This is a genomic window from Xanthomonas sp. NCPPB 2922 (assembly GCF_041520885.1).
GTDB lineage: Bacteria > Pseudomonadota > Gammaproteobacteria > Xanthomonadales > Xanthomonadaceae > Xanthomonas > Xanthomonas campestris.
The window spans coordinates 40,405-61,879 of the sequence record NZ_JBGOFY010000019.1 but is presented as its reverse complement, the minus strand read 5'-3'; the positions used below and the strand labels follow the sequence as shown (position 1 = coordinate 61,879).

Sequence of the window (21,475 nt, the reverse complement as noted above, 5' to 3'; positions counted from 1 at the left end):
TCCGGCGCGGCCGGCAGGTGCTCGAAAACGGCAGGGGCCGCTCGTACACTCCGCTGTCGTTGCGCTGCCAATGCGTGCTTGGGTCCGCCCAAGACGTCACTGCAAGTGAACACCTGCAACACCACAGCTGCGCGCACCCTCTGGTGGGCGCAGTCGGTGCACGAAGTCGGACCACGCCCCCGGGCGCTTTTGCTCCATGCACTGCCCGTATCCACCGGATGACCGCTCGCGACGCTGTATCGGCCGCCTGAAGTCGTTCTCACTGCTAGGCGTGGCGCCGGGATGGTGCCGCGCGGGACTGTCGCAATGCTCGAATTTCCTCGCTGGAAGTATTTCCTGATCCTGGTGGTGCTGGCGGTCAGCGCGTTGTATGCGCTGCCCAACGTCTACCAGAAAGACCCGTCCGTGCAGATCACCGCCAGCCGCGGTGCGCAGCTGGACGACGCGTTGCGCAGCCGGATCGACGCCGACCTCAAGAGCGCCGGCATCACGCCCAAGGCGGTGACCCGGGAGGGCGACAGCCTGATGGTGCGCCTGCCTAATCTGCAGGCGCAGACCCGTGCCAACGACGTGTTGCGCCAGCAGTTGGGCGAGAACTACACGGTGGCGCTGAACCTGGCATCCACGGTGCCGGACTGGCTCGCCAAGCTGGGCGGCCGGCCGATGGTGCTGGGTCTGGACCTGGTCGGCGGCGTGCACTTCGCCATGCAGGTCGATCAGAAAGCCGCGCTGGAAAAGCGTCTGGAGGGCTTTGCCGAGGACATCCGCACCACGCTGCGCGATGGCCGCATTGCCTATCGCTCGGTCGAGCGTCGTGGCGACAACAGCATCCAGGTCTCGTTGGGCGAGGGCGCCAGCGCCGATGCCGCACGGACCGCGTTGGCCAAGTCGCAGCCCACGCTGACCTACGACGTCAGCGGCCAGACCATCTCGGTCAAGGTGCCGGAGGCCGAACTCAAGCAGATCGCCAGCGGTGCGATCGAGCAGAACCTCACTACCTTGCGTAACCGCGTCAATGCGCTGGGTGTGTCCGAGCCGACCATCCAGCGCCAGGGCGAAGACCGCATCGTGGTCGAACTGCCCGGTCTGCAGGACACGGCCGAGGCCAAGCGCCTGATCGGCGCCACCGCCTCGCTGGAATTCCGCGCCGTGGTCGAAGGCAATGCCGAAGACGCCGTGCGCAGCGGCACCATCCCGCCGGAAGCCAAGGTCTACCGCGTGCGTGACAGCGGCGCGCCGGTGCTGCTCAACAAGCGCGCGCTGGTAACCGGTGACCAGATGGTCAGCGCCAGCGTCAGCACTGACCAGAACGGCATGCCCGCGGTGGCAGTGACGCTCAACAACGTGGCCGGCCAGCGCATGCTCGATTACACCAGCGCCAACGTCGGCAAGCTGATGTCGGTGGTCTACATCGAACGCATTCCCACCGTGACCATGGTCGACGGCAAGGAAGTGCGCAGCGTGCGGGTCAAGGAAGAGGCGCTGTCGCCGACCCGCATCGCGGGCGTGTTCGGCAAGAACTTCCAGACCACCGGTCTTGAGAAGGTGGAGGCCGAGAACCTGGCCAAGCTGCTCAAGTCCGGCTCGCTGGCCGCACCGATGGACTTCGTCGAGGAATACGTGATCGGCCCGAGCCTGGGTGCGGAGAACGTGGAGCGGGGCGTCACTGCGGTGATCTACTCGTTCCTGTTCACGCTGGTGTTCTTCACCATCTATTACCGCGTGTTCGGCGCGATTACCTCGGTGGCGCTGCTGTTCAACCTGCTGATCGTGGTGGCGGTGATGTCGTTGTTCGGCGCCACCATGACGCTGCCGGGGTTTGCCGGTCTGGCGTTGTCGGTGGGCCTGTCGGTGGACGCCAACGTGCTGATCAACGAGCGTATCCGCGAAGAGTTGCGCCTGGGTGTGCCGGCCAAATCGGCGATTGCGGCTGGTTACGAAAAGGCCGGCGGCACCATTCTGGACGCCAACCTCACCGGCTTGATCGTGGCGGTGGCTTTGTATGCCTTCGGCACCGGGCCGCTGCGCGGTTTTGCGTTGACCATGATGATCGGTATTTTTGCCTCGATGTTCACTGCGATCACTGTCTCGCGTGCATTGGCGGTTCTGATCTATGGCCGCCGCAAGAAGCTCAAGTCTGTGGCCATCTGAGATGCGAGTCCTGCTGCGGCGCGCGCGCCTTTGCGCAACGCCGCAGAAGGAATCCCTGCGCAAGCGGCCGGACCTTGACGGTGCGGTCGTCCAACGGAAGCTCTTTTCATGAAACTGTTCCCGCTTCATCTCATTCCCAACGACACCAAGATCGACTTCATGCGCCTGCGCAAGCCGGTGCTGATCCTGATGCTGGTGATCGCGGTCGCCTCGGTCGGCGTCATCGTCGGCAAGGGCTTCAACTACGCACTGGAATTCACCGGCGGCACGCTGGTGCAGACCTCCTTTCAGAAGACCGTGGACGTGGACCAGGTGCGCGAGCAGCTGTCCAAGGCCGGCTTTGAAAACGCCCAGGTGCAGAACGCACGCGGCGGCAACGAAGTGATGATCCGCCTGCAGGCGCGTGAGCAGCACAACAACCGCGACGATGCCGCAAGCACCGTCGCCGAAGAAGTGCGCAAGGCCGTCAGCACCCCGCAGAACCCCGCCACCGTGCAGCCGGGCGAATTCGTCGGCCCGCAGGTCGGCAAGGACCTGGCCTTGAACGGTGTCTACGCCACCGTGTTCATGCTGGTGGGCTTCTTGATCTACATCGCGTTCCGCTTCGAGTGGAAGTTCGCGGTGGTGGCCAGCCTGACCGCGCTGTTCGACCTGTTGGTCACGGTGGCCTTCGTGTCGCTGACCGGGCGCGAGTTCGACCTGACCGTGCTGGCCGGCCTGCTGTCGGTGATGGGCTTTGCCATCAACGACATCATCGTGGTGTTCGACCGTGTGCGCGAAAACTTCCGCGCGCTGCACGTGGAGCCGCTGGAAGTGCTCAACCGCTCGATCAACCAGACGCTCTCGCGCACGGTGATCACCGCGGTGATGTTCTTCCTGTCGGCACTGGCGCTGTACATCTACGGCGGCGAGTCGATGGAAGGCCTGGCCGAGACGCACATGATCGGCGCGGTGATCGTGGTGATTTCCTCGGTGATCGTGGCCGTGCCGATGCTGAGCATCGGGCCGTTTGCGGTGACCAAGCAGGATCTGCTGCCCAAGGCCAAGGACGTGGAGGCGCTGGCGCGTCGTCCTTGATCGCGCATCGATCTTCGATCACGACAAAACCGCGCATTGCGCGGTTTTGTCGTTTCTGGCGTCGTATGTCGTGAGTGCACGGTTGTGCACTATGACGCCACTACTCAAGATCTTGAACACTAGGGATCTCGTCGACATGTGATGCCGATCGATACGCAATACGTTGCGGTAGAGAGCCGCTGGCCAGGATGAAGCGCGGTGTCCAACTGAGACACGCCTGCTCAGTGCGCAGGCTGTAGTACCGAGCGCGCAAGCGGTCGTGCACTTGATAGAGCAACTGCGTCGGCGGACGTGCTGTTACGCCATTGTTTTTGGGGGTGTATTTCATAAGCCTGTGTCCTTGCTGGATAAAACTAGAAACCGCGCAAAGGTAGAGTCCGCTTGCCATCGTGTAATCCGTGATCGCGGCTACGATTTCTCCCATTCACAAAGCGCCAGCGATAGAAGATACTCCGCGGACACATCTTCGCGGGGGGACGAAATGCTTGAGTTCATAGGGACAGTCGCTGTTTGCGCGGTCGCACTATCGGTCGCACGCTATCTCTGGAACTTCTGGCAATACCGCAAGAGCATCAACGCCGTGGAGGTGCTGGCCGCAGCTGTAAAAGCAAAGGCAGACTTTGTTTCATCCAGCGCCGGCTATGACGCGGCGGAAAAGGTTCACGTTATCGCAGTTTGCCTTAAGAGCGTCGCGGACTCTCTCAGCTACGGAAAGACTGCAAATTCACTAATTGCTGGGACACAACTTCAAGTGTTGGAGAGCATGATTGCGTCACCCGATGACATTGCCTTCTTCATGGACAAGCCTGAGAACTCCATCACTGAGGTAAGGCTGGGACTTGTACGCGCTCGTGAGTCGTTCGTTCTGCTGCATCAGGCCATGGGCTCCCGACCAATGGCCTAACAATTCATTCAAGCAGAAACCGCTTCGCGGTTCGGCTAAATTCAGACGTTAGGCAGATGAACAGAGACAATCGCAACTGAGACTTTTCATGGACAACTATCAGCTTGTTACATCGCCCCTATGCCGCTCCGTCACGACCGATGGCCGCACTGTTCGCCTAGAGATCTATCGCGGGCTCGACACCGACTGGACCCTTGAGGCTGTTGATGAATTCAACAACTCCACCATCTGGGATGACCTATTCGCAACGGACCAGGCCGCACTCGACGAGGCGTTGCGCACTATTCGGGATGAGGGAATTGACTCCCTCATTGGTCCGCCCAGCGGCGTCCATTAATGGATCAGCCGCCTAACAAATCATTCAAGCCGAAGTTGCTTCGCAACTCGGCTTAATTCAGGCGTTAGGCCGTGGTGGAGCAAATGCATTGGTGGTCGCCGCTTCGGTGAGTTCGCAGGCGTGCATGCGGTTGGCTTCGGACAGTAGTCATCACCGTTGCTGGTTGCGGTAAGTTTGGTACTTCTCCTTGGCAAGTCGTTCCCATGCCGCGTTCGGTGCGCTTGGCTTCTATGGCATCACGCGCCGCTGCATCGCTGGACAAGCTCTATCCCGCAAGCTGTGGCACACTTGGTCCAGGCGGCAGTGCTGGAGAGCATGGTTGCACCATCCAACCTTTGCGGCCACTTACTGCCTAACAACTCATTCAAGCCGAGTTGCTTCGCAACTCGGCTTAATTCAAGCGTTAGCCATCTATCAGAACTCAATGGACGCCCAAAAGCAAATCGGTCTATTTAGTCGGGAAAGACTGTTACCTAACCCAAGGACCGCCATCTTATTGTTTCTTGGGTCCTACGCCGCCATTGCGATTATGCGACATGCGACGGACAGCCCAATCCCAATTTTAGCTGGCGTTCTTACCACAACGATTTTGGCTGTCTATCTCACCAAAGTGGCGCTGATTAGCATACTTCAGCGCGACTTAGCGGGGAGGCGAGGCGGCCCCATAATGTCCGGACCGCTGATCTACCCAGTTGTTCTGGCGGTTTTTTCCCCCTATCTACCTACCTCTGTTGGCTGCATTCATTTATGCATACTGACATGTGGGCCAACAATTAATTCAAACCGAAGTTGCTTCGCAACTCAGCTTAATTCCGGCGTTAGCCCCTAGGAGATTTGGTTATGCGATTTGGATTATTCGCTGGTCTGTTGTTAGCTGCCTCGACTAGTTCTGCGCAGTCGGTGCACGTCTATGATGGGTACTTGAAAGGCGAGACGTATGTGACGCAGTCACCTGCCACTCGATCAGCCTATGTAATGGGCGTTGTAGACGGGCTGCTGAGCTCTGGATTCTACGGAGCCTCTAAGGAAGAGGTGCAGAAGGTTCATGCATGTACTTCTGAAATGAGCAGCGAGGCATTGCGAGACGTTGTTGATAAGCATGTGCTGACCAACAAAGATGTCTGGAAAGACCCCATGAATGTTCTCGTGTCGAACGCGCTAGTGGGGGCTTGTCCGGTGATGCGGCCAGGTGGCTAACTATTCATTCAAGCCGACGCCGCTTCGCGGCGCGGCTTAATTCAGGTTTTAGGCCGCTAGGACACGCCAATGAAGCTCGCGGTTTCTCTTGCAACACTTCTCCTCTCTTCCGGCGCAAGCGCCTTTGGCTCTGTCGTCCCTACTCAATTTGTTGGCCACTGGGCAGGCAGCCCCGATGCCTGTGACTCTGATGCTGACGACCTTGTGCTGCGTGTAGGTGCCAGTCACATCTCCTACTGGGAGAGCGAAGGACCGATTCGTGCTGTCGTTTCCCGCGGTCAGAACGAGTTCGCACTGATTGCGGAGCTAACGGGAGAAGGAGAGACCTGGCTAGCAACAGCAAGGTTCACTCTCTCGGCGGACGGGCAGCGGCTGGTGGACAGCACCTCAGTTCCCGGCCAAGAGACTGTGAGGTACCGTTGCCCGGTGGCCGGCGATACGCGGCCTAACTAATCATTCAAGCCGACGCCTTCGGCGCGGCTTAACTAAGGCGTTAGACCTTTCTGGAGAGATCATGATACAGAAACAACGAGTTACTCAGACAACTAGCATATCGCTGACTCAGTGCCCGATATGTGCCGAGGTACATAGCTTCGACTTCAACGTTCTGATTGAGGAGATGGTTGGGGTAATGCACATGATGACAAGTCGTGTTGAAAGACGAACTTGTGCTGTTAATTGCCCAACCAAAGGAGGCTCTTTTATCGTCGACGTCCCAGTTACGCTTTGGTCCGGCCAAGAGCTGCTCAGAGTTGTCTAAAGGGCCTTACGATGAACCAACAGCAGCAACCTGATCTCCAACCAACCGCCGGCCGAATGCCTACGCCTACCGAGGCGGCGCTTGTGGAGTACGGAAAGCAACTTCTCTTGAAATCCACAGAGACCGCGCTGGACTTCCACAAGACCATGCTTGGAATCAGCGCCACATTCGGAACACTTGTAGCAGCCCTAATCCCTGTATTGGTCTGGGGCGACAAGGAGGCCAAGGTTCCTATGGCCGAGGGTTGGTTGCTAATCCTGCCACTTCTGCTCATGTTGCTGAGTTCTGTTGTCTTTGCGTGGGGCTACTACCCTCGCCATGCAACCATAAATATCAATGTGATTGAAGACATCAAAGCAGCGAGAGAAAAGGTTATTACGTCTCGCAAAGTGCTAGCAGGGGTCGGTCTTGGTCTCTTTTCAGCATCATTGCTTCTGGCCCTGGGTCTTGCCCTTTACTTCCGGGCAAATGTCTAACAACTCATTCAAGCCGAACTTGCTTCGTTACGGCACAACATGGCCAAAGAGCTTGCCATGTTGTCGCCTCCACTGCGCAAGTCGGCTTAATTCAGGCGTTAGGCACGTAAAAACAGAATGCCGCAGACGGACACTGATCCGTCTGCGGCATTGTTAGTATCACTCTTCGGCAATGATTGTGATGCCACGTTCAGTCACTTGCACTTGTGCTTTGTGGCCTACGGAAAATCCTGCCGCTTGCAACCAATCTCCGCTCAAACGCAAGAACGGTACCTGTCTCGGCCGGGTCCGGCGCTCTACATCTTTGTGCTTACTTTCGTAGACCTGATAGCCAACGGTTAAAAAACGCAGTTCCGGTTGCGCAGTCTTTCTCTTTACGGCCATAGTGGTGCTCCTAGCGGATTGTTGAGTTACGCCCCTGTTGAGAGGGCGACCGAGTACTTCAACACCGCCGCTAGACGGCCCCCAGCTTTCCCCGGCAAGCCGGGTCTTGTATGACTGGACGCTACTCGGCCATAGAAACTATGGACGCAAAAAAACCGCGTTTCAGTCGCGGGCACTGCTAGCGGAAGGTATGTTGAGTACCTTAGGTCAACTTAGCGCCCTACTGGCTCTCGGTCAACTGGTGGGCATGGGCCTAACAATTCGTTCAAGCCGACCCCACATCGTGGCAGCGCCAGCGTGCTTTACGCTACGCTAGCACGTAGTCGCTGCCCCGCTGCGGGGCGGCTTGACTCAGGCGTTAGGCGGTGGTGAAGCAAAACAACTTGGCGTTCTACCTCGTCAGCTGCCTCAGCACGCACGGGGGGCGTCGGTTTCAAGATCATCATGAGATCGAGCAGCAGACGCTGAAGAACGAGTCGCACTTATCAACCAGGCCTTCTGCCAAACTCCAGATTGGCTGACAGAAGTAGTTGAATGCCCATGCAGCCGATGATGGCGCTAGACTTCGGTCACAGCAATCCATGGGTGTGAGCCTGTGGACGGGATGCAATACATGGAAACCAACATCACCAATCAGCCCAAAAAGGGCGAGTTTTTCGAGCTGCTGCCGGACGGCCGGCGTGGAGGAAGGGCCATGGGGTGATCTTCGAAAATGAGCAGCCTCTTTTGACGCCGCCGCAGCTTATTTTGCAACCGGACGAAGAAGGATTTCCTCCGTTGAGAGAGACGCCACTATTGATCTCCAACCCCATGGAAGGGGCGTTGCCTCAGGATCTAGAGGGAGGAGGTCAAACCCACGATCAGTCACTTGCCGGACCGCCTCGATCTTGAACTCATCCGTATATCGCTTGCTGCTCATAGACACCTCCGAATCGACCATTTTCCATGGCCTTGAGATGTCTAGGAAACCCTGGGCGTATCAGCCCGCCGTTCGGCCGAGTTGCTGGAACAAGGCAATGCCACGGCCGCGCAATCGGAAGTTCAGCATGCCATTGCCCGCAATGCGGGCGGGTGGGCCGGTGGTGCCTCCACGGCAGCAGCGCTGGGCGGAACTGGCTTCGTGCCCGCGGCGTTGGTGGTCGGCGACGCGCTGTTGATGAGCAAGGCGTTCGACAAAGGCGCCGATCTGCTGGACAACCGCGCCATCTACCACCAGACCGACAAGGCGGGCGTTGAGTGGGAGTTCAACGGTCGCAACTGGCAGCGCGAAGCGGCCATAGATCTGGCCCATGATGGCCGGCGCACGAGCGGCGAGCAGCCCGTGGTGGCCAGCTACGAAAAATCCCAGGAATTGGGCGCGCTGGCCAACGCAAGGGCGGTGGAACTGGCACTGGGCAAGGCGCCGCCGCCCCAGGACCCCTTCAACCTCCCAGCACGGGCCAGCGACCAAGTTGGACTAGACAACCAGAAATGGCATCGCAATCCCGAGCGTCAGGTCAAAAATCTAGAGCGGGTTACAGAACACTACCGTTGCACCGTCTGTCCGGAAATGAGGCTGCGGCGCTAGACTGTGCCGCAATGATCCCGGTGACATAAATCAATGACGGATACAACCCATGGAAACGACAACAGCCAATCAGCCTAAGGCTGGTGAGTTCTTCATCCTCGAAGCGGGCGCGATCAACGGCCCCGGGCATGGCGTCGTCTTTGTGAACTTGGATAGATTGCTGACGCCGCCGCGCTTGATTCTTTTGCCAGAAGGGGGGGGCTTTCCTGCGCTACGGGAGAAGCCTCAATTGATCTACAGTCCAAGCAAAGGTGTTCCTCCGCGGGATTTGGAAGCTGGTTTTAGTGGCTACTGGCTTGTGTCTGAGAGGCTTCATCGAGTCATGCTATCGGTCGATTCCAAAGCCTTTGCTTTTGCGGAAGTAGACTACCGCCTCGCCGATGGAGCGGAGGGGCGGCGCTACTACCTCTGTGACGTGGTCCAAGAGATTGACGCATTGGACGAGTCGACTTCCATACTCTCCATCGAGACTGGCGAAGAGTTCATCAACGGTAAGTTTTACGATTTGACTGGTGGCACAAGCGTCACGTTTAAGCATGACCGGCTGGGTGCCGCACATGTTTTCAAGACCCCTTATAACGACACGGTTTTCTGCGATCGGTTCTTCAAGGATGCGGCTGCTGCCGCAGGTATCGCTACCGACACCGATGCCGACGGCCTGTGGTTTATCGACGCCTCGGACATCTAGCAGCGCGGTAACGCTGAGAAGTAAGGAGCCTGCTTCATGCCTCGCAACGGACCTGTTTTTCAAGATCATCATGCCATCGAGCAAAGGACGCTTGAACGAAGCCCACTTTTGGAGATGCTGGCAGAAAAGGGGAAATTCGATATTCATGCCCCGGAAAACCGGATATTCCTGCCAGCCGATCCTGCATTCGCACAAACACTTGGCATCACACCGCATAGCGGTGGTCCTATCTCGGATTACCAGATCGGGCTCCAGCAAAACTTGCGGCGTTTGCAACGAAGCACTGACTACATTGACGCACGGAGCGGCGACCCAGAAGCCCTGGGTCGGATTGCAGCACGCGTAGAGACCCTCCGCGACACGGTTCGTGTGGGTCTCATTAATGGCGATTTGCACACCAATGCGCCACTTGGCCTTCGCGCCGACGATATTCGCCCAAGCGTCCAGAATTTCTTTCGCAACGAAGTCGGTTATGGAAAGGCCCATGTTGCGCAACTTCAGAGCTTGAAGGGCTACGCGCCAAGAGATCATGGCTGGGCTGCCGTCACCCACACCGAAGGCCGTGTAGTGGGCACACTCCAATATATCCAGAGCGTCCCCAATCCTCTGACCCGCGGTGGTGCGGTCGAACTCCAGCGGCATGGTCTGTCTCAGGCTATTTCAAACGCTTACCACGGCGGGCGCTTGACCATATCGCCGGGGGGTGTTGCTGTCGTCGAGAACACCCTGGGCGAGGAAGCCGCCAGACCTCTGCGAGTTCCTCGCGGTCAGAGCGGTGCGGCGTCCATGGAAGTGTTGCTCGGCAATGCATCGGCCAGCACCTTGGTGCGTTCGGGCGGCTTGCTGGCCACCGGCGCAGACGCAGTGCTGACTGCCCGCAGTTCCGCCGAGTTGCTGGAACAGGGCAATGCCACGGCCGCGCAATCGGAAGTTCAGCATGCCATTGCCCGCAATGCGGGCGGGTGGGCCGGTGGTGCCTCCACGGCAGCAGCGCTGGGCGGAACTGGCTTCGTGCCCGCGGCGTTGGTGGTCGGCGACGCGCTGTTGATGAGCAAGGCGTTCGACAAAGGCGCCGATCTGCTGGACAACCGCGCCATCTACCACCAGACCGACAAGGCGGGCGTTGAGTGGGAGTTCAACGGTCGCAACTGGCAGCGCGAAGCGGCCATAGATCTGGCCCATGATGGCCGGCGCACGAGCGGCGAGCAGCCCGTGGTGGCCAGCTACGAAAAATCCCAGGAATTGGGCGCGCTGGCCAACGCAAGGGCGGTGGAACTGGCACTGGGCAAGGCGCCGCCGCCCCAGGACCCCTTCAACCTCCCAGCACGGGCCAGCGACCAAGTTGGACTAGACAACCAGAACTGGCACCGCAATCCGGAAAGCCAGGCGTGGGAACGACAGGTCAAAATCGCTGTGTCGGGTGCTGCCGACCGAGGCAGCTACGAACACCAAACCGCTTCCCGGGACCGCGCGCAACAGCTCAACCAAGAAGCCCTTGGCCGCATCGAAAGCAACATCGCCACGGGGCGCGAAGCCATCGCCTTCGCCTACTTGGAAAACCATGCCGCGCAGCGGGCTCAGGCGCATGGAGTGGAAGTGCCGGCAGCCGTGGAAAGCGCACTGGCCAAGCACGACCACGTGCAGGGACACGACGGCCAGGTCTACCAGCGGAACGAGTCCGGACAGTGGGCCGGCAAGGACGGGGTGGCCACTGGCAATCTGGCGGTCGAACTGGAGCTGACGGATCAGGTGCGCCAGCCGTCGTTGGAGCGTGCCCGGGAAGCCTTGGCGTCGATCCAGGCGCTTCCCGCGCCCACGGCTGCGCAGATAGAGCACAACGAACTGCTGCACCGTTACCGGGCCGCAGGCGTCGATTTGAACGTCAACCCGCAGACCCAGCAGGCAGTGGAGCTGGCCGCGCAGCGGACTAGGGACGCCAATGGCATCGCTGGGCCGACCATGCAGCAGCTACAACGCAATGAGTCGGGGCAATACGGGTATGACAGCCCCATCGCGCACCTTCGGCGCGGCAGCGATGGGGTGACTCGCGTTGTGGCCGTCACCAGCAGCGAAGACATCCGGCAGGCGTTGAGCGAGACGCAAGGCAATCAACCAAAGTCGCCAAGCCTAGGACGCGTGTCTGAGGGAACGGCAGAGGCGGACACCTCGACCTCCGAGTCGTCCAATCCGCAGCAGGTGCTGGATATCCAGGCGCGCATGCAAGCCTCTGTCGCTGCGCAGGCACGGCAAGAACGCGAACAGCAAGATCGCCTCGCGCAAGAGCAACACACAGCGCAGGTGCGCGAGCACATCCAGCAGGCACAGCCTGAGCACGAAGACAGGTCACAAAGCGAGCAAGCGCTCCAGGTGCACACAGCGCTGGAAGGTCAACGCCAAGCGGAGCAGCAACGTGAGTTAGAAGAACGCCAAGTGCAGGAGCTCCAAGCACAGACCAGCCAGCAACGCGAGCTGCAGGAGCGTGAGGGTAGGGAAGTACAGCAACGACAGGCGCAGGAACGCCAAGCCGAGGACAACCAGCAGCGGGAGCAGCGAGACCGCCAGGCTCAGGAAACCCGGCAAGTTGAGGTCCAGGAAGCTCAGGCTCAGCAAACACATGATCAGCAGCAACACACTCAAGGACTCGATCAGCAGCAGGCCCAGCGTCAGGAGTCCTCGCCGCAACCGGACACTCAACCGCACGCTCAGGATGCCGCGCTGACTCAGCACACGTCGCGTCCTCAGTTACAGCAGGAGGGCGCGCGCCAACAGCCAGAGGCACAGAACCAGCAGGCACGCGAACACCTCGCTCCTGACGTGCGCGATCAGCTGAAGCAAACGCCCGGTCCAGGCGATGCGCAGCCGCGTCAAGCGCAAGAAGCGGAGCACGCGCTGAAAATGCCCGCAGTGGAGAGTCGCGACATAGCGCGCCCTCAGATGCCTGCAACTGAGCTGGAAAATTACAACCGACTTTCGCAAAGCGCGGGGGGCGATGTGGTGCCGCCAGCACTGCATTACCAGGTGAAAACGCAGCAAGGAGAGATGGAGCAAGCGTCGGTCCGTCAGCAATACGTGGCTCGTGAGCAGGAAGCAAAGCCAGTTCGCGTCATGGCCCAAACTAAGCCTGCGACAGCAGAAGCATTGATTGCATCGCAGGCCAAGGCGCTTACCACTCCTGAGGAGCAAGAAACCAAGGCAGAGCAGCCCCGTCCTTCAGACGCGCTGCATGCCTATCAGGAGGCGGCTTTGCTGCCCGCAGCACACTTCGCGCAGGCACGCGAGCAGTCCTTGGAAGCCAGTGCAGAGAATCACTTGCCTGTCGGGTCGGCGGAAGCGGAAGGCCTGCGCACCCAATCGACTCCGGCGCAGGACCGCAGCGTCGCAGACCCGGGCGGTGCCCTATTCCTGGAAGAGGCCATGCGCTCGCTACGCCAGCTGCAACAGGAAATTGAGCTGGCAGATCGGCAAGACGAACGCTTCCACCAGGAATGGAAGGAGCATCGCGAGCGCGGAGAACCCTATCCCTTCGTTCGCGACGAGATCCAAAGCGTGGACGGCGCAAGCCTCGACGAGTTCCCGCAGCGCGAGCAAGCGCGTCGCTCGCCCAGTGAAGCTGCTGAGCAAACCGATACCTTTCCACATCTAACTCAGCGCTCTAACGGTCCAGGGGTAGGGGATGGGCCAGATGATTCTTTGCAAACCGAGCGGAAATCCATCACCGGCGACCCGGATGTGGACGAGGTGCTCTACGCGCTCGACAGCAAGAACGAGTTGGCGATTGAGCAGGCGCTAAATCGTGTGGCCAACAGCGCAGCCACGCAGGCGTTGCTGAAAAAAGGCAATGATTTCCTGGAAGCGCAGGCCCAGCAGGAGGCCCAGGAGCAGGTCGCCACACACCAGGCGCTTGGGATGGATGTCTCAGCGGAAATCAACACCAGCCGCGGGCCGGTGATGGTGATGACCTTGCCCGAGTTTGCAAAGGGGCCAATGCAGAGCGGTCCCCAAGGGGACGGCGGCGGAGGTGGAGACGGCGGTGGGGGCGGTGGAGGAGGCGGTGGTGGTGGTGGAGGGGGCGGCGGTTAGTCAGAATCTCTTCCGTGACCAGCCGAGTTTAGGAGACCTCATGGACAGGCAAGACGCCGCCGCAATGGCGGAACTGATGGCGACGTTGAACGCATCCAATGCGTCGTTGCAAGAGACCATCACGGTGCTGACGACGCTGATGGCATCCATGCAGCAGCGCGAACAACGGTTGCGCGATGTGGTCGCCGAGCAGCTCCAAGTGCTCCAGAACGCGGTGGGCAGCGCCGACTCCAAAGTCAATCGGGTGCTCGAGAACGCACTGCCGCGGCTCACTCAGCTGACCAATCAAGCGTTGACGCAGACGCTGGAACCGGCAGCCAAGCGATTCAACAAAGAAATGACCACTGCGGATGAGACATTGCAGCAAGCCACTCGACGTTACGCACAGGCCCAGCAGTCCTTGGAAACAAAGATCACGCGACGCATGGGCCTTGCATCCGCCACGATGCTCGTGGCCGGCGTGTTGGGCCTGGGCGCGGTGGTCTATTCGGTTGGCATCATCAACGAAAAGCGAACCGAACTCGCAAAGCTTCGAGCTTCCATCGACTACCTGGATCGCGTGTCGCGTGCCGACCTAGCTCCCTGTGGCGAAGGCCGGCTCTGTGCCACCTTGGAGAAGAATGGGCCGCGTTACGGCAACCAAAGGCAATACAGAGCGATCAATCTGCGTGCGACATCAGATTCGCAATGATGCGACGTCGTCATTACAGCGACTGCCTAGCGCGCGACAGCGGCGGCTGAAAAAGCCACATCGCGTGCGGTCGCGCGCCTACGCGGTTCATCAAACTCGTCGGCCATATCCGGCAAATGCCCAGGCCAACCGAGTCGACGTAATGCGTTGCACTGCAGTCAGATGCAACGCACCCGCCACTCACTTCAAGCAGTGGTACCCGCCAAGCATGCGCGCAACGCGCGCAGCTTCTCGACGGGTCACAAATTCCAATCGATCCGCATGCCCGCGATCAATGCGTTCTTCAGATCGTTGGTGCGGGTCGGTTCGTTGAACTGGTCGGGGTTGATTACGTAATGCAGGTTCGGGGCGATGCGTAGGCGCTTGGTGACCTGGATGCCGTAGCTGAGCTCCATCATGATCTGGTTGTCGGCCGGGGTGCCGGTGCCGCCGGCCGAGGCGCGGGCCAGACGCAGGTTTTCGATCGCCTCGTCGCTGTACTTCTGCTGGGTGATCACAAAGGCAATGTTGTCCTGCGGACGGCTGGCGAAGGTGCCTTTCTGCACCAGGCCGAGCTGCACGAAGTGATCCTCGATGGCCTGGCCGCCGGTGCTCTTGAGAATGGCGGCGAAGACGGTCAGGCCCTGGGTACCGGACGGGTCCGGGTTGGTGACCTGTTGTTCGAAGCGGCCAAACAAGCCGGAGCGGCCCTGCTTGTTTTCATAGCCCAGGCCGCTGAGCACGGCCGGGTTGCCGTTGCGGTCGCGCAGCGGGTCGGTGTAGTCGGAGTTGTCCTGCCAGCCGCCGAGTTCGTACATCGCCGCCAGCGTGCCGTCGCCGCCCTTGTTCTTGTAGCCGATGGCGTAGGGCACCACCACGCCGGTGGTGTCGTCGGTGCTCCACTTCAGGCCGTGCTGGCCGTCCTGGGCCTGCACCGGGTTCACTTCGTAGGCTCCTACATGCACGTAGACCTTGGGCGTGACCCAGGCGGTGGCGTGCGCGGCCCAGCTGGAGACCGGCCAGTAGGTGAAGTTGCTGGTGCGAAACACGAAGGTGGGGTTGCCGCAGGCCGAGTTGCCCTGGAAGTACTGGCACAGGTCCGAGCCAAGGAAGTGGATGTTGGCCACGCTGCGGCCGGCTTCCAGTTCCAGGCGGTCGTCGAACAGTTTCTGCACCAGGGTCAGGTTGGCCAGGCGGGTGCCCTGGCCGCCGTAGATTTCCTGCACCGAGGTGCTGTTGCCGATGCTGCTGTTGGACAGGTTGGTGCCGTGACGGTTGGTGACGTAGGCCTTGACGGTGGCGCCGTGCCAGCCGAACAGGCTGTTCAGATCGACGTCGGTGCCGACCATCAACTGGCCGGCGTAGGCGTCGCCGCCCTTGCGGCCGCCGTCGATCATCGAGGCGGCTTCGCCGGTGTAGCCGAGCTTGAGTTTGAAGGCGTCGGCGGCGTCCTGCGCGTGGGCGAGCGGGGCCAGCGCAAGGGCCAGCGACAGGCACAGCAGGCGGGGATGGGCGCGGCGGGAGGGCAGGGCGGTCATGGCAGGACTCCGAACAAAGAGGGCGTGGCCGAGATGGCGGACGCGACAGCACGGGGGTGGGCAAGCCGTTGGCGGCGCACATCGGTACGCGGCGCAGCGGTGATCGATCAGGGGTGACGCGCGTCCGGCACGTCGGGTGCGGCGGCACGCGGCCGCCGCAGGGTGCCGGCGTCAGGCGACGACGTCGGCCACCGGCTTCTTGAGCAGGCGCAGGGCCACGGCGGTAACCACCACGCCGGCGAGCAAGGCCAGCACGTACATCGCCAGGTGGGTCACGGCGTTGGGGATCAGCAACACGAAGATGCCGCCATGCGGCGCCTTCAGTTCGGCGCCGACCGACATCGAGATCGCACCGGCCACGGCCGAGCCGATCACCAGGGCGGGAATGGTGCGCAGCGGGTCGCGTGCGGCGTACGGAATCGCCCCTTCGGTGACGAACGCCAGCCCGAGCACGCCGGCAGCGGTGGCCGAGCCGCGTTCTTCGAGGGTGAAGCGGTTGCGGAACACCCAGGTGGCCAGCGCAATGCCCAGCGGCGGGGTCATGCCGGCCACCATGGCCGCGGCCATCGGGGTGTAGACCTGGCTGGCGATCAGACCGGTGGAAAACGCGTAGGCGGCCTTGTTGACCGGCCCGCCCATGTCGAAGGCCATCATGCCGCCCAGCAACAGGCCCAGCAGCAGCGCACTGCTGCCCTGCATGCCGCGCAGCCAGGCGGTGAGCCAGGCCAGCAGGTCGGCCACTGGTTGGCCGAACACGTACATCATCGCCAGGCCGACCAGCAGCGTGCCGAGCACGGGCAGGATCAATACCGGCTTGAGCCCTTCGAGGTTGCGCGGCAGCTTGATGTAGCGGTTGAGCGCGGCCACGCCGTAGCCAGCGATGAAGCCGGCGATGATGCCGCCGAGGAAACCGGCGTTGAGGTTGGCGGCGACCAGGCCACCGATCATGCCGGGCGCAATGCCGGGGCGGTCGGCGATGGAGTAGGCGATGTAGCCGGCCAGTGCAGGCACCATCAGGGTGAAGCCGGCCTTGGCGCCGATCTGGAACAGCGACCAGGCCAGCGTGCCCTGGTGCGCGTCGTCGCCGGCATAGATGCCGCCGAGCGCGAAGGCCAGCGCGATCAACAGGCCGCCGGCGGTGACGAAGGGCAGCATGAACGATACGCCGGTCATCAGATGCTTGTAGGCGCCGGTGCGGCCGTTGGCCTTGCCCTCGGGTTTTGCCGCGCCAGCCACCGGTGCGCTGCCGCCATGCACGCCGGCCTCAGCCAGCGCCTTGGTGATCAGGGCCGGGCCATCGTTGATCGCCGGCTTAGTGCCGCTCTTGAACAGCCGCTTGCCACCGAAACGGGCCAAGTCCACTTCGCGGTCGGCAGCGATGATGACCACGTCGGCGTCGCGGATCTCCTCGTCGGTCAATGCATCCTGCGCGCCCACCGAGCCCTGGGTTTCCACCCGCATCTGGTAGCCGAGTTTCTTGGCGGCCTGCTGCAGGCCTTCGGCGGCCATGAAGGTGTGCGCGATGCCGGTGGGGCAGGAGGTGATTGCCACGATGCGCTTGCTGGCATTGGAAGACGCACCGCCCGCGTTGGGCGTGGCGCCTGCACTTGCTGGTGTGGCGAGCTGGTTGACCGCGGCGGCCGGGTCGTCCAGCACCGCGCCCAGGCTCAGGCGCAGCAGCGGCGCGTCACCGAAGCGGGCGGTGTCGGCGTCGGCATCGCCGATCACCAGCACCTGGGCCGCGCCACGGGTCAGCTCGGCGGGCAGGGCACCCAGCACGCCCTGGTCGCTGCGGATTTCGATCGTCACGCTGCGGCCGGCGGCAGTGGCCGCACGTCGCAGCGCTTCGGCGGCCAGGACGGCCTCGGTACTGCGTTCGCCGGCGGCGATGACCACGATGGAAGAGGACATGGCAAAACTCCTGCTGTATTGCGGTCGCCGGCGCAGCCGGCGGGGGGATTCGAAGGGCTAGGCGCGCGGCTGCTGCGTCGCAGCGTGGCAAGGCGGCACAGCTGGCGATGGCGCGTACAGCGCAGCGCGCTGCGGCCGGTGGACGGCTGCGCTCACGGCACCGCCTCGATGACGACGGCGGCGGCGGCGCGGCGCACGCCTTCGGGCGTAATCCGGCGCGCGTCGCCGCTTTCCAGCCGGCACATCGAAAACGCCGTGGCCAGCCGCGCGCACTGTTCCAGCGCGGTGGCGTCGTCCAGCAACGCGGCCGCCAGGCCGGCCACCATGGCATCGCCGGCGCCCACGCTGCTGCCTTGCGCCAGCCATGGCGGGCGCGCAATGAGCTGTTGGTCGCGCTGCACGAATAGCGCGCCTTCGGTGCCCATGGAAATCACCACCAGCTGGATGCCGCGGGCGATCAGCGCATGCGCGGCGGCGGTGAGTGCGGCGCGGTCGCCGAGCGGATGGCCGGTCCAGGCTTCCAGTTCGTGGCGGTTCGGCTTCACCGCATACGGCATTGCGGCGGGAGCGGCACCGAGTGCGGCCACCAGCGGCGCACCGCTGGTGTCGAGCAGGACGCGTGCACCCGCCGCGCTGGCCTGCGCCTGCAGCTGCGCCCAGCTGTCCTCGGGCAGGCCGGCTGGCAGGCTGCCGGAGAGCACCACCGGCAAGCCGGCGCGCAGCAGCGGGGCCAGATGGTCGGCCACGCCTTGCAGATGCGCCTGGTCCAGTTGCAGGCCGGGCAGATTGATGTCGGTGGTCTCGTTGACCTGCGCTTCGACCAATTTGAGGTTGGTACGGGTGTCGCCGGCCACACGTTGGCAGTGATCGGTAATGCCGCGCTCGCGAAACAGCGCTTCGAACACCCCTGCGTTACCGACTCCAAGCACGCCAAGCGCGGCGACCTGGCTGCCCCAGTCGGCCAGACAGGCGGCCACGTTGATGCCCTTGCCGCCGGCATCGTTGCGCACGCTGCTGGCGCGGTGCACGGCGCCAGGTTGCAGGCGATCGAGCTGGATGGTCTGGTCGATCGCCGGATTCAGCGTGACGGTGATGGCCTGCAGGCTCATGCCTGGGCCTCGCGCTGCGCTTCAAGCGCACGCACCTGCTCGGCGGTTTCGCAGTGCAGCGCCTGCTCGGCCAACTGCTGCAAGGTGCTCAGCGCCGTGCCACGCAGGCGCGCCTTGACTGCGGGAATGTCGTTGGGCGTCATCGACAATTCCTGCACGCCCAACCCGGCCAGCAGGCTGGCGCCGAACGGATCGCCGGCCAGCCCGCCGCACACCCCGACCCAGCGGTCGTGCTTGCGCGCGCCGTCAATCGTGCTGCGGATCATGCGCAGCACCGCCGGATGCAGGCTGTCGGCTTCGGCGGCCAGTTCCGGGTTCTGGCGGTCGATTGCCAGCACGTATTGGGTGAGGTCGTTGGTGCCGATCGAGAAGAAATCTGCGTGCCGTGCCAGCACATCGGCCTGGGCGGCGGCGGCGGGCACTTCGATCATGATGCCGATCGGCAGCTCCGGTGCGTCGAGTTCGGCGCGGATGCGTGCGCAGATCTCGCGCAGGCTGATCAGCTCCGGCACCGAGGTGATCATCGGGAACATGATCGACAGCCGTGCGCCGTCCTTGGCCGCGCGATACAGCGCCCGCAGCTGTGGCTCGAGCAGGTCGGGGCGGCGCAGCAGCAGGCGCGCGCCACGCACGCCCAGGAACGGGTTTTCTTCGTGCGGCAGCTCCAGGTGCGCCACCTGCTTGTCGCCGCCGATGTCCAGCGCACGCACGATCAGCGGGCGGCCATTCAGGGCCTGTGCCATTGCCAGGTAGGTCTGGTACTGCTCGTCCTCGGTGGGCGTGCTGCCGCGCTCCAGGAACAGGAACTCTGTGCGCATCAGGCCCACGCCTTCGGCGCCCTGGATCAAGGCCATGGCCACCTGCTCGGGCAGGTTGACGTTGGCGCCGATGTCGATGTGGTGGCCGTCGGTGGTTTCGGCGGGCAGGGCGCGCTGGGCGGCTTCGCGCTCGCGGATGGCCTGCTGCTCGGCGATATGCGCGCGGGCGGCGTCCAGGTCCAGCTCGGAGGGGTTGATGTAGAGCCGGCCGCTGCTGCCGTCGATGATGGCGGTGACGCCGTCTTCGATATCCAGCAACTGGCCGCCAGCCGCGACCAGCGCCGGCAGGCCGAGCGTGCGCGACAGGATCGCGGTGTGCGAGGTCGGCCCGCCCTGGGCGGTGGCCAGGCCAAGCACGCAATCGGTGTCGAGGTTGGCGGTGTCCGACGGCGACAGGTCGCCGGCGAGCAGGATGCAGGGCTGCTCGGGCAGGTCGGTGAGGCCGGCGCCGGCGGCGGCCGGGTCGAGTTGGGCCAGCACACGGCGGCCCACGTCGCGCAGGTCAGCGGCGCGGCCGGCCAGCACCGGGTTGCCCAGCGCCGCCAGGCCAGAGGCGATCTGTTCCACCGCCTGGTGCCACGACCACGCCACACCGTGGCCTTCGACCATCAGCTGGCAGGTGCGGGTGATCAGGTCGGTGTCGTTGAGCAGCTCGGCCTGGGCCTTGAAGATCGCCGCGTCCGAGGCGCCCAGGCGGCGCTGGGTGTCGTCCTGGATGGCGGCCAGCTGCTGGCGGGTGCGGGTGAGGGCGTCATGCAGCAGCACGCCGCCGTCGCCCAGGCCGATCGGCTGGTCGGCCACCTCGGTCTGCGCGGCACGCAGGCGGTGCACGATGCCGATCGCCACGCCCGGGCTGGCGCCGATGCCGACGATGGCCGGCTGTGCCTGCGGCGGGGTCCAGCCGATGACCGGTGCGGCGCGGCGTTGCGCGGCACGTTCGGCATCGGCCTTTTCCTGCGCGGTCAGGCTGTCCATCACCGCGCGCAGGCGCTTGAGCAGGGCGGGGGCATCGCTGCCTTCGGCCGAGACGGTAATGCTGTCGCCGGCGCGCAGGCCCAGTTGCAGCAGGCCGACCAGGCTCTTGGCATCGGCGGCCTGGTCGCCGGCGCGGACCTGGGCGCGGGCCGAAAAGCCGCGCGCGGTCTCCGCCCAGCGGGTGGCCGGACGCGCATGCAGGCCGCTGGGGTAGGCGATGGTCCATTCGAACCGTTCGGCCAGGTCGGTGGCCGGGGCGGCGCTGGTGTCGGGTGCGCGGTCGCCGGTCAGCGCGGCCACGATCACGGCCGGGTCGTCGGTGGTGAACAGCGCTTCCAGCTGGGCGGGATCCTGGATCAGGCGGGTCAGCCGGCGCAGCAGGGTGATGTGGGTGTCGGACTGGGCGGCGATGCCCACCACCAGGCGGGTGGTCTGGCCGGGATTCCATTCCACGCCCTCGGGCAGCTGCAACACCGCGATGCCGTCGCGGCGCACCAGGTGCCGGTCTTCGCCCACGCCGTGCGGGATCGCCAGGCCGTGGCCCAGGAAGGTATTCGCCAGGCCTTCGCGGCGCCGCATGCTGGCGTCGTAGCCCGGCGCCACGCAACCGGCTGCCACCAGCAGCTGGGCGGCCTGGGCAATGGCGTCGTCCTTGTCGCGGGCGGTGGCGCGCAGGCGCACCAGGTCGGGGGTGACGGGGGCAATCGACGGAGAGGACAAGGCGGGCTCCGGGGGTGGGGGACGGCAGGGAAGTATAGTGGGAACGTTCCCACGGTCCAGGTCAATGTGCGGTGCACAAAAACCCTGTAGTGCTTTCGGGTTAGCATCGGAAT

General features: G+C 62.9%; 14 protein-coding genes and 2 pseudogenes. 10 read left to right on the top strand and 6 right to left on the bottom strand.

Translation table 11 applies throughout. From position 1 onward, the window contains the following. Positions 1–306 precede the first annotated feature (306 nt). The gene (gene secD, locus ACD584_RS17755; protein ID WP_175611777.1) at positions 307–2,151 is read left to right on the top strand and encodes a protein translocase subunit SecD; all 1,845 of its coding nucleotides are present in this window, start codon (positions 307–309) and stop codon (positions 2,149–2,151) included. 108 nt (positions 2,152–2,259) lie between these two features. Further along, entirely contained in the window at positions 2,260–3,228 is a 969-nt protein-coding gene (gene secF / locus ACD584_RS17750) for a protein translocase subunit SecF (RefSeq protein WP_076037647.1), read from the top strand. Positions 3,229–3,328: 100 nt separating this feature from the next. Here the strand turns inward: secF and ACD584_RS17745 are convergent, their stop codons facing one another. Beyond that, on the bottom strand, positions 3,329–3,556 hold the full coding sequence (locus ACD584_RS17745) for an integrase (protein ID WP_076037992.1): 228 nt from the start codon (positions 3,554–3,556) through the stop codon (positions 3,329–3,331). A 153-nt stretch (positions 3,557–3,709) separates the two neighbouring features. Between ACD584_RS17745 and ACD584_RS17740 the strand changes: the two genes are divergently transcribed. From ACD584_RS17740 to ACD584_RS17730, 3 genes are all read left to right on the top strand, one after another. Beyond that, a complete protein-coding gene (locus tag ACD584_RS17740) occupies positions 3,710–4,132 on the top strand; it encodes a hypothetical protein (RefSeq protein WP_043921811.1) in 423 nt (140 codons plus the stop codon). A gap of 88 nt (positions 4,133–4,220) precedes the next feature. Continuing rightward, the gene (locus tag ACD584_RS17735; RefSeq protein ID WP_043921810.1) at positions 4,221–4,469 is read left to right on the top strand and encodes a hypothetical protein; all 249 of its coding nucleotides are present in this window, start codon (positions 4,221–4,223) and stop codon (positions 4,467–4,469) included. 1,968 nt (positions 4,470–6,437) lie between these two features. After that, positions 6,438–6,902, top strand: coding sequence for a hypothetical protein (locus ACD584_RS17730; protein WP_043921809.1), 465 nt, complete (start codon positions 6,438–6,440; stop codon positions 6,900–6,902). A 159-nt stretch (positions 6,903–7,061) separates the two neighbouring features. Here the strand turns inward: ACD584_RS17730 and ACD584_RS17725 are convergent, their stop codons facing one another. Then, positions 7,062–7,286 (bottom strand): SymE family type I addiction module toxin, encoded by a 225-nt coding sequence (locus ACD584_RS17725; RefSeq protein ID WP_076037648.1) that lies wholly within the window; start codon positions 7,284–7,286, stop codon positions 7,062–7,064. A gap of 613 nt (positions 7,287–7,899) precedes the next feature. On the opposite strand from ACD584_RS17725, the pseudogene ACD584_RS17720 reads away from it, so the two are divergent. The 5 genes and pseudogenes from ACD584_RS17720 to ACD584_RS17700 form a co-directional block, all read left to right on the top strand. Beyond that, positions 7,900–8,132 (top strand): annotated as a pseudogene (locus ACD584_RS17720) (imm11 family protein); the annotation flags it as partial. A 130-nt stretch (positions 8,133–8,262) separates the two neighbouring features. Then, positions 8,263–8,787: pseudogene (locus ACD584_RS17715) on the top strand (hypothetical protein); the annotation flags it as partial. Between the two features lie 115 nt (positions 8,788–8,902). Continuing rightward, positions 8,903–9,541: a DUF1629 domain-containing protein gene (locus ACD584_RS17710; RefSeq protein WP_040941153.1), complete on the top strand. Its 639-nt coding sequence runs from the start codon at positions 8,903–8,905 to the stop codon at positions 9,539–9,541. 786 nt (positions 9,542–10,327) lie between these two features. Continuing rightward, on the top strand, positions 10,328–13,621 hold the full coding sequence (locus ACD584_RS17705; protein WP_323370228.1) for a hypothetical protein: 3,294 nt from the start codon (positions 10,328–10,330) through the stop codon (positions 13,619–13,621). A 40-nt stretch (positions 13,622–13,661) separates the two neighbouring features. Further along, complete coding sequence (locus tag ACD584_RS17700) at positions 13,662–14,312, top strand: hypothetical protein (RefSeq protein ID WP_040942294.1); 651 nt, start codon at positions 13,662–13,664, stop codon at positions 14,310–14,312. A 239-nt stretch (positions 14,313–14,551) separates the two neighbouring features. On the opposite strand, the gene ACD584_RS17695 is transcribed toward ACD584_RS17700, so the two are convergent. From ACD584_RS17695 to ptsP, 4 genes are all read right to left on the bottom strand, one after another. Then, entirely contained in the window at positions 14,552–15,829 is a 1,278-nt protein-coding gene (locus tag ACD584_RS17695) for a carbohydrate porin (RefSeq protein WP_161960870.1), read from the bottom strand. 171 nt (positions 15,830–16,000) lie between these two features. Then, complete coding sequence (locus ACD584_RS17690; protein WP_076037651.1) at positions 16,001–17,740, bottom strand: PTS fructose transporter subunit IIC; 1,740 nt, start codon at positions 17,738–17,740, stop codon at positions 16,001–16,003. 152 nt (positions 17,741–17,892) lie between these two features. Then, a complete protein-coding gene (pfkB, locus tag ACD584_RS17685) occupies positions 17,893–18,849 on the bottom strand; it encodes a 1-phosphofructokinase (protein ID WP_076037652.1) in 957 nt (318 codons plus the stop codon). Further along, complete coding sequence (gene ptsP / locus ACD584_RS17680; protein WP_076037653.1) at positions 18,846–21,362, bottom strand: phosphoenolpyruvate--protein phosphotransferase; 2,517 nt, start codon at positions 21,360–21,362, stop codon at positions 18,846–18,848. The genes pfkB and ptsP overlap by 4 nt, the downstream gene beginning before the upstream one ends. Between the last annotated feature and the right edge of the window lie 113 nt (positions 21,363–21,475).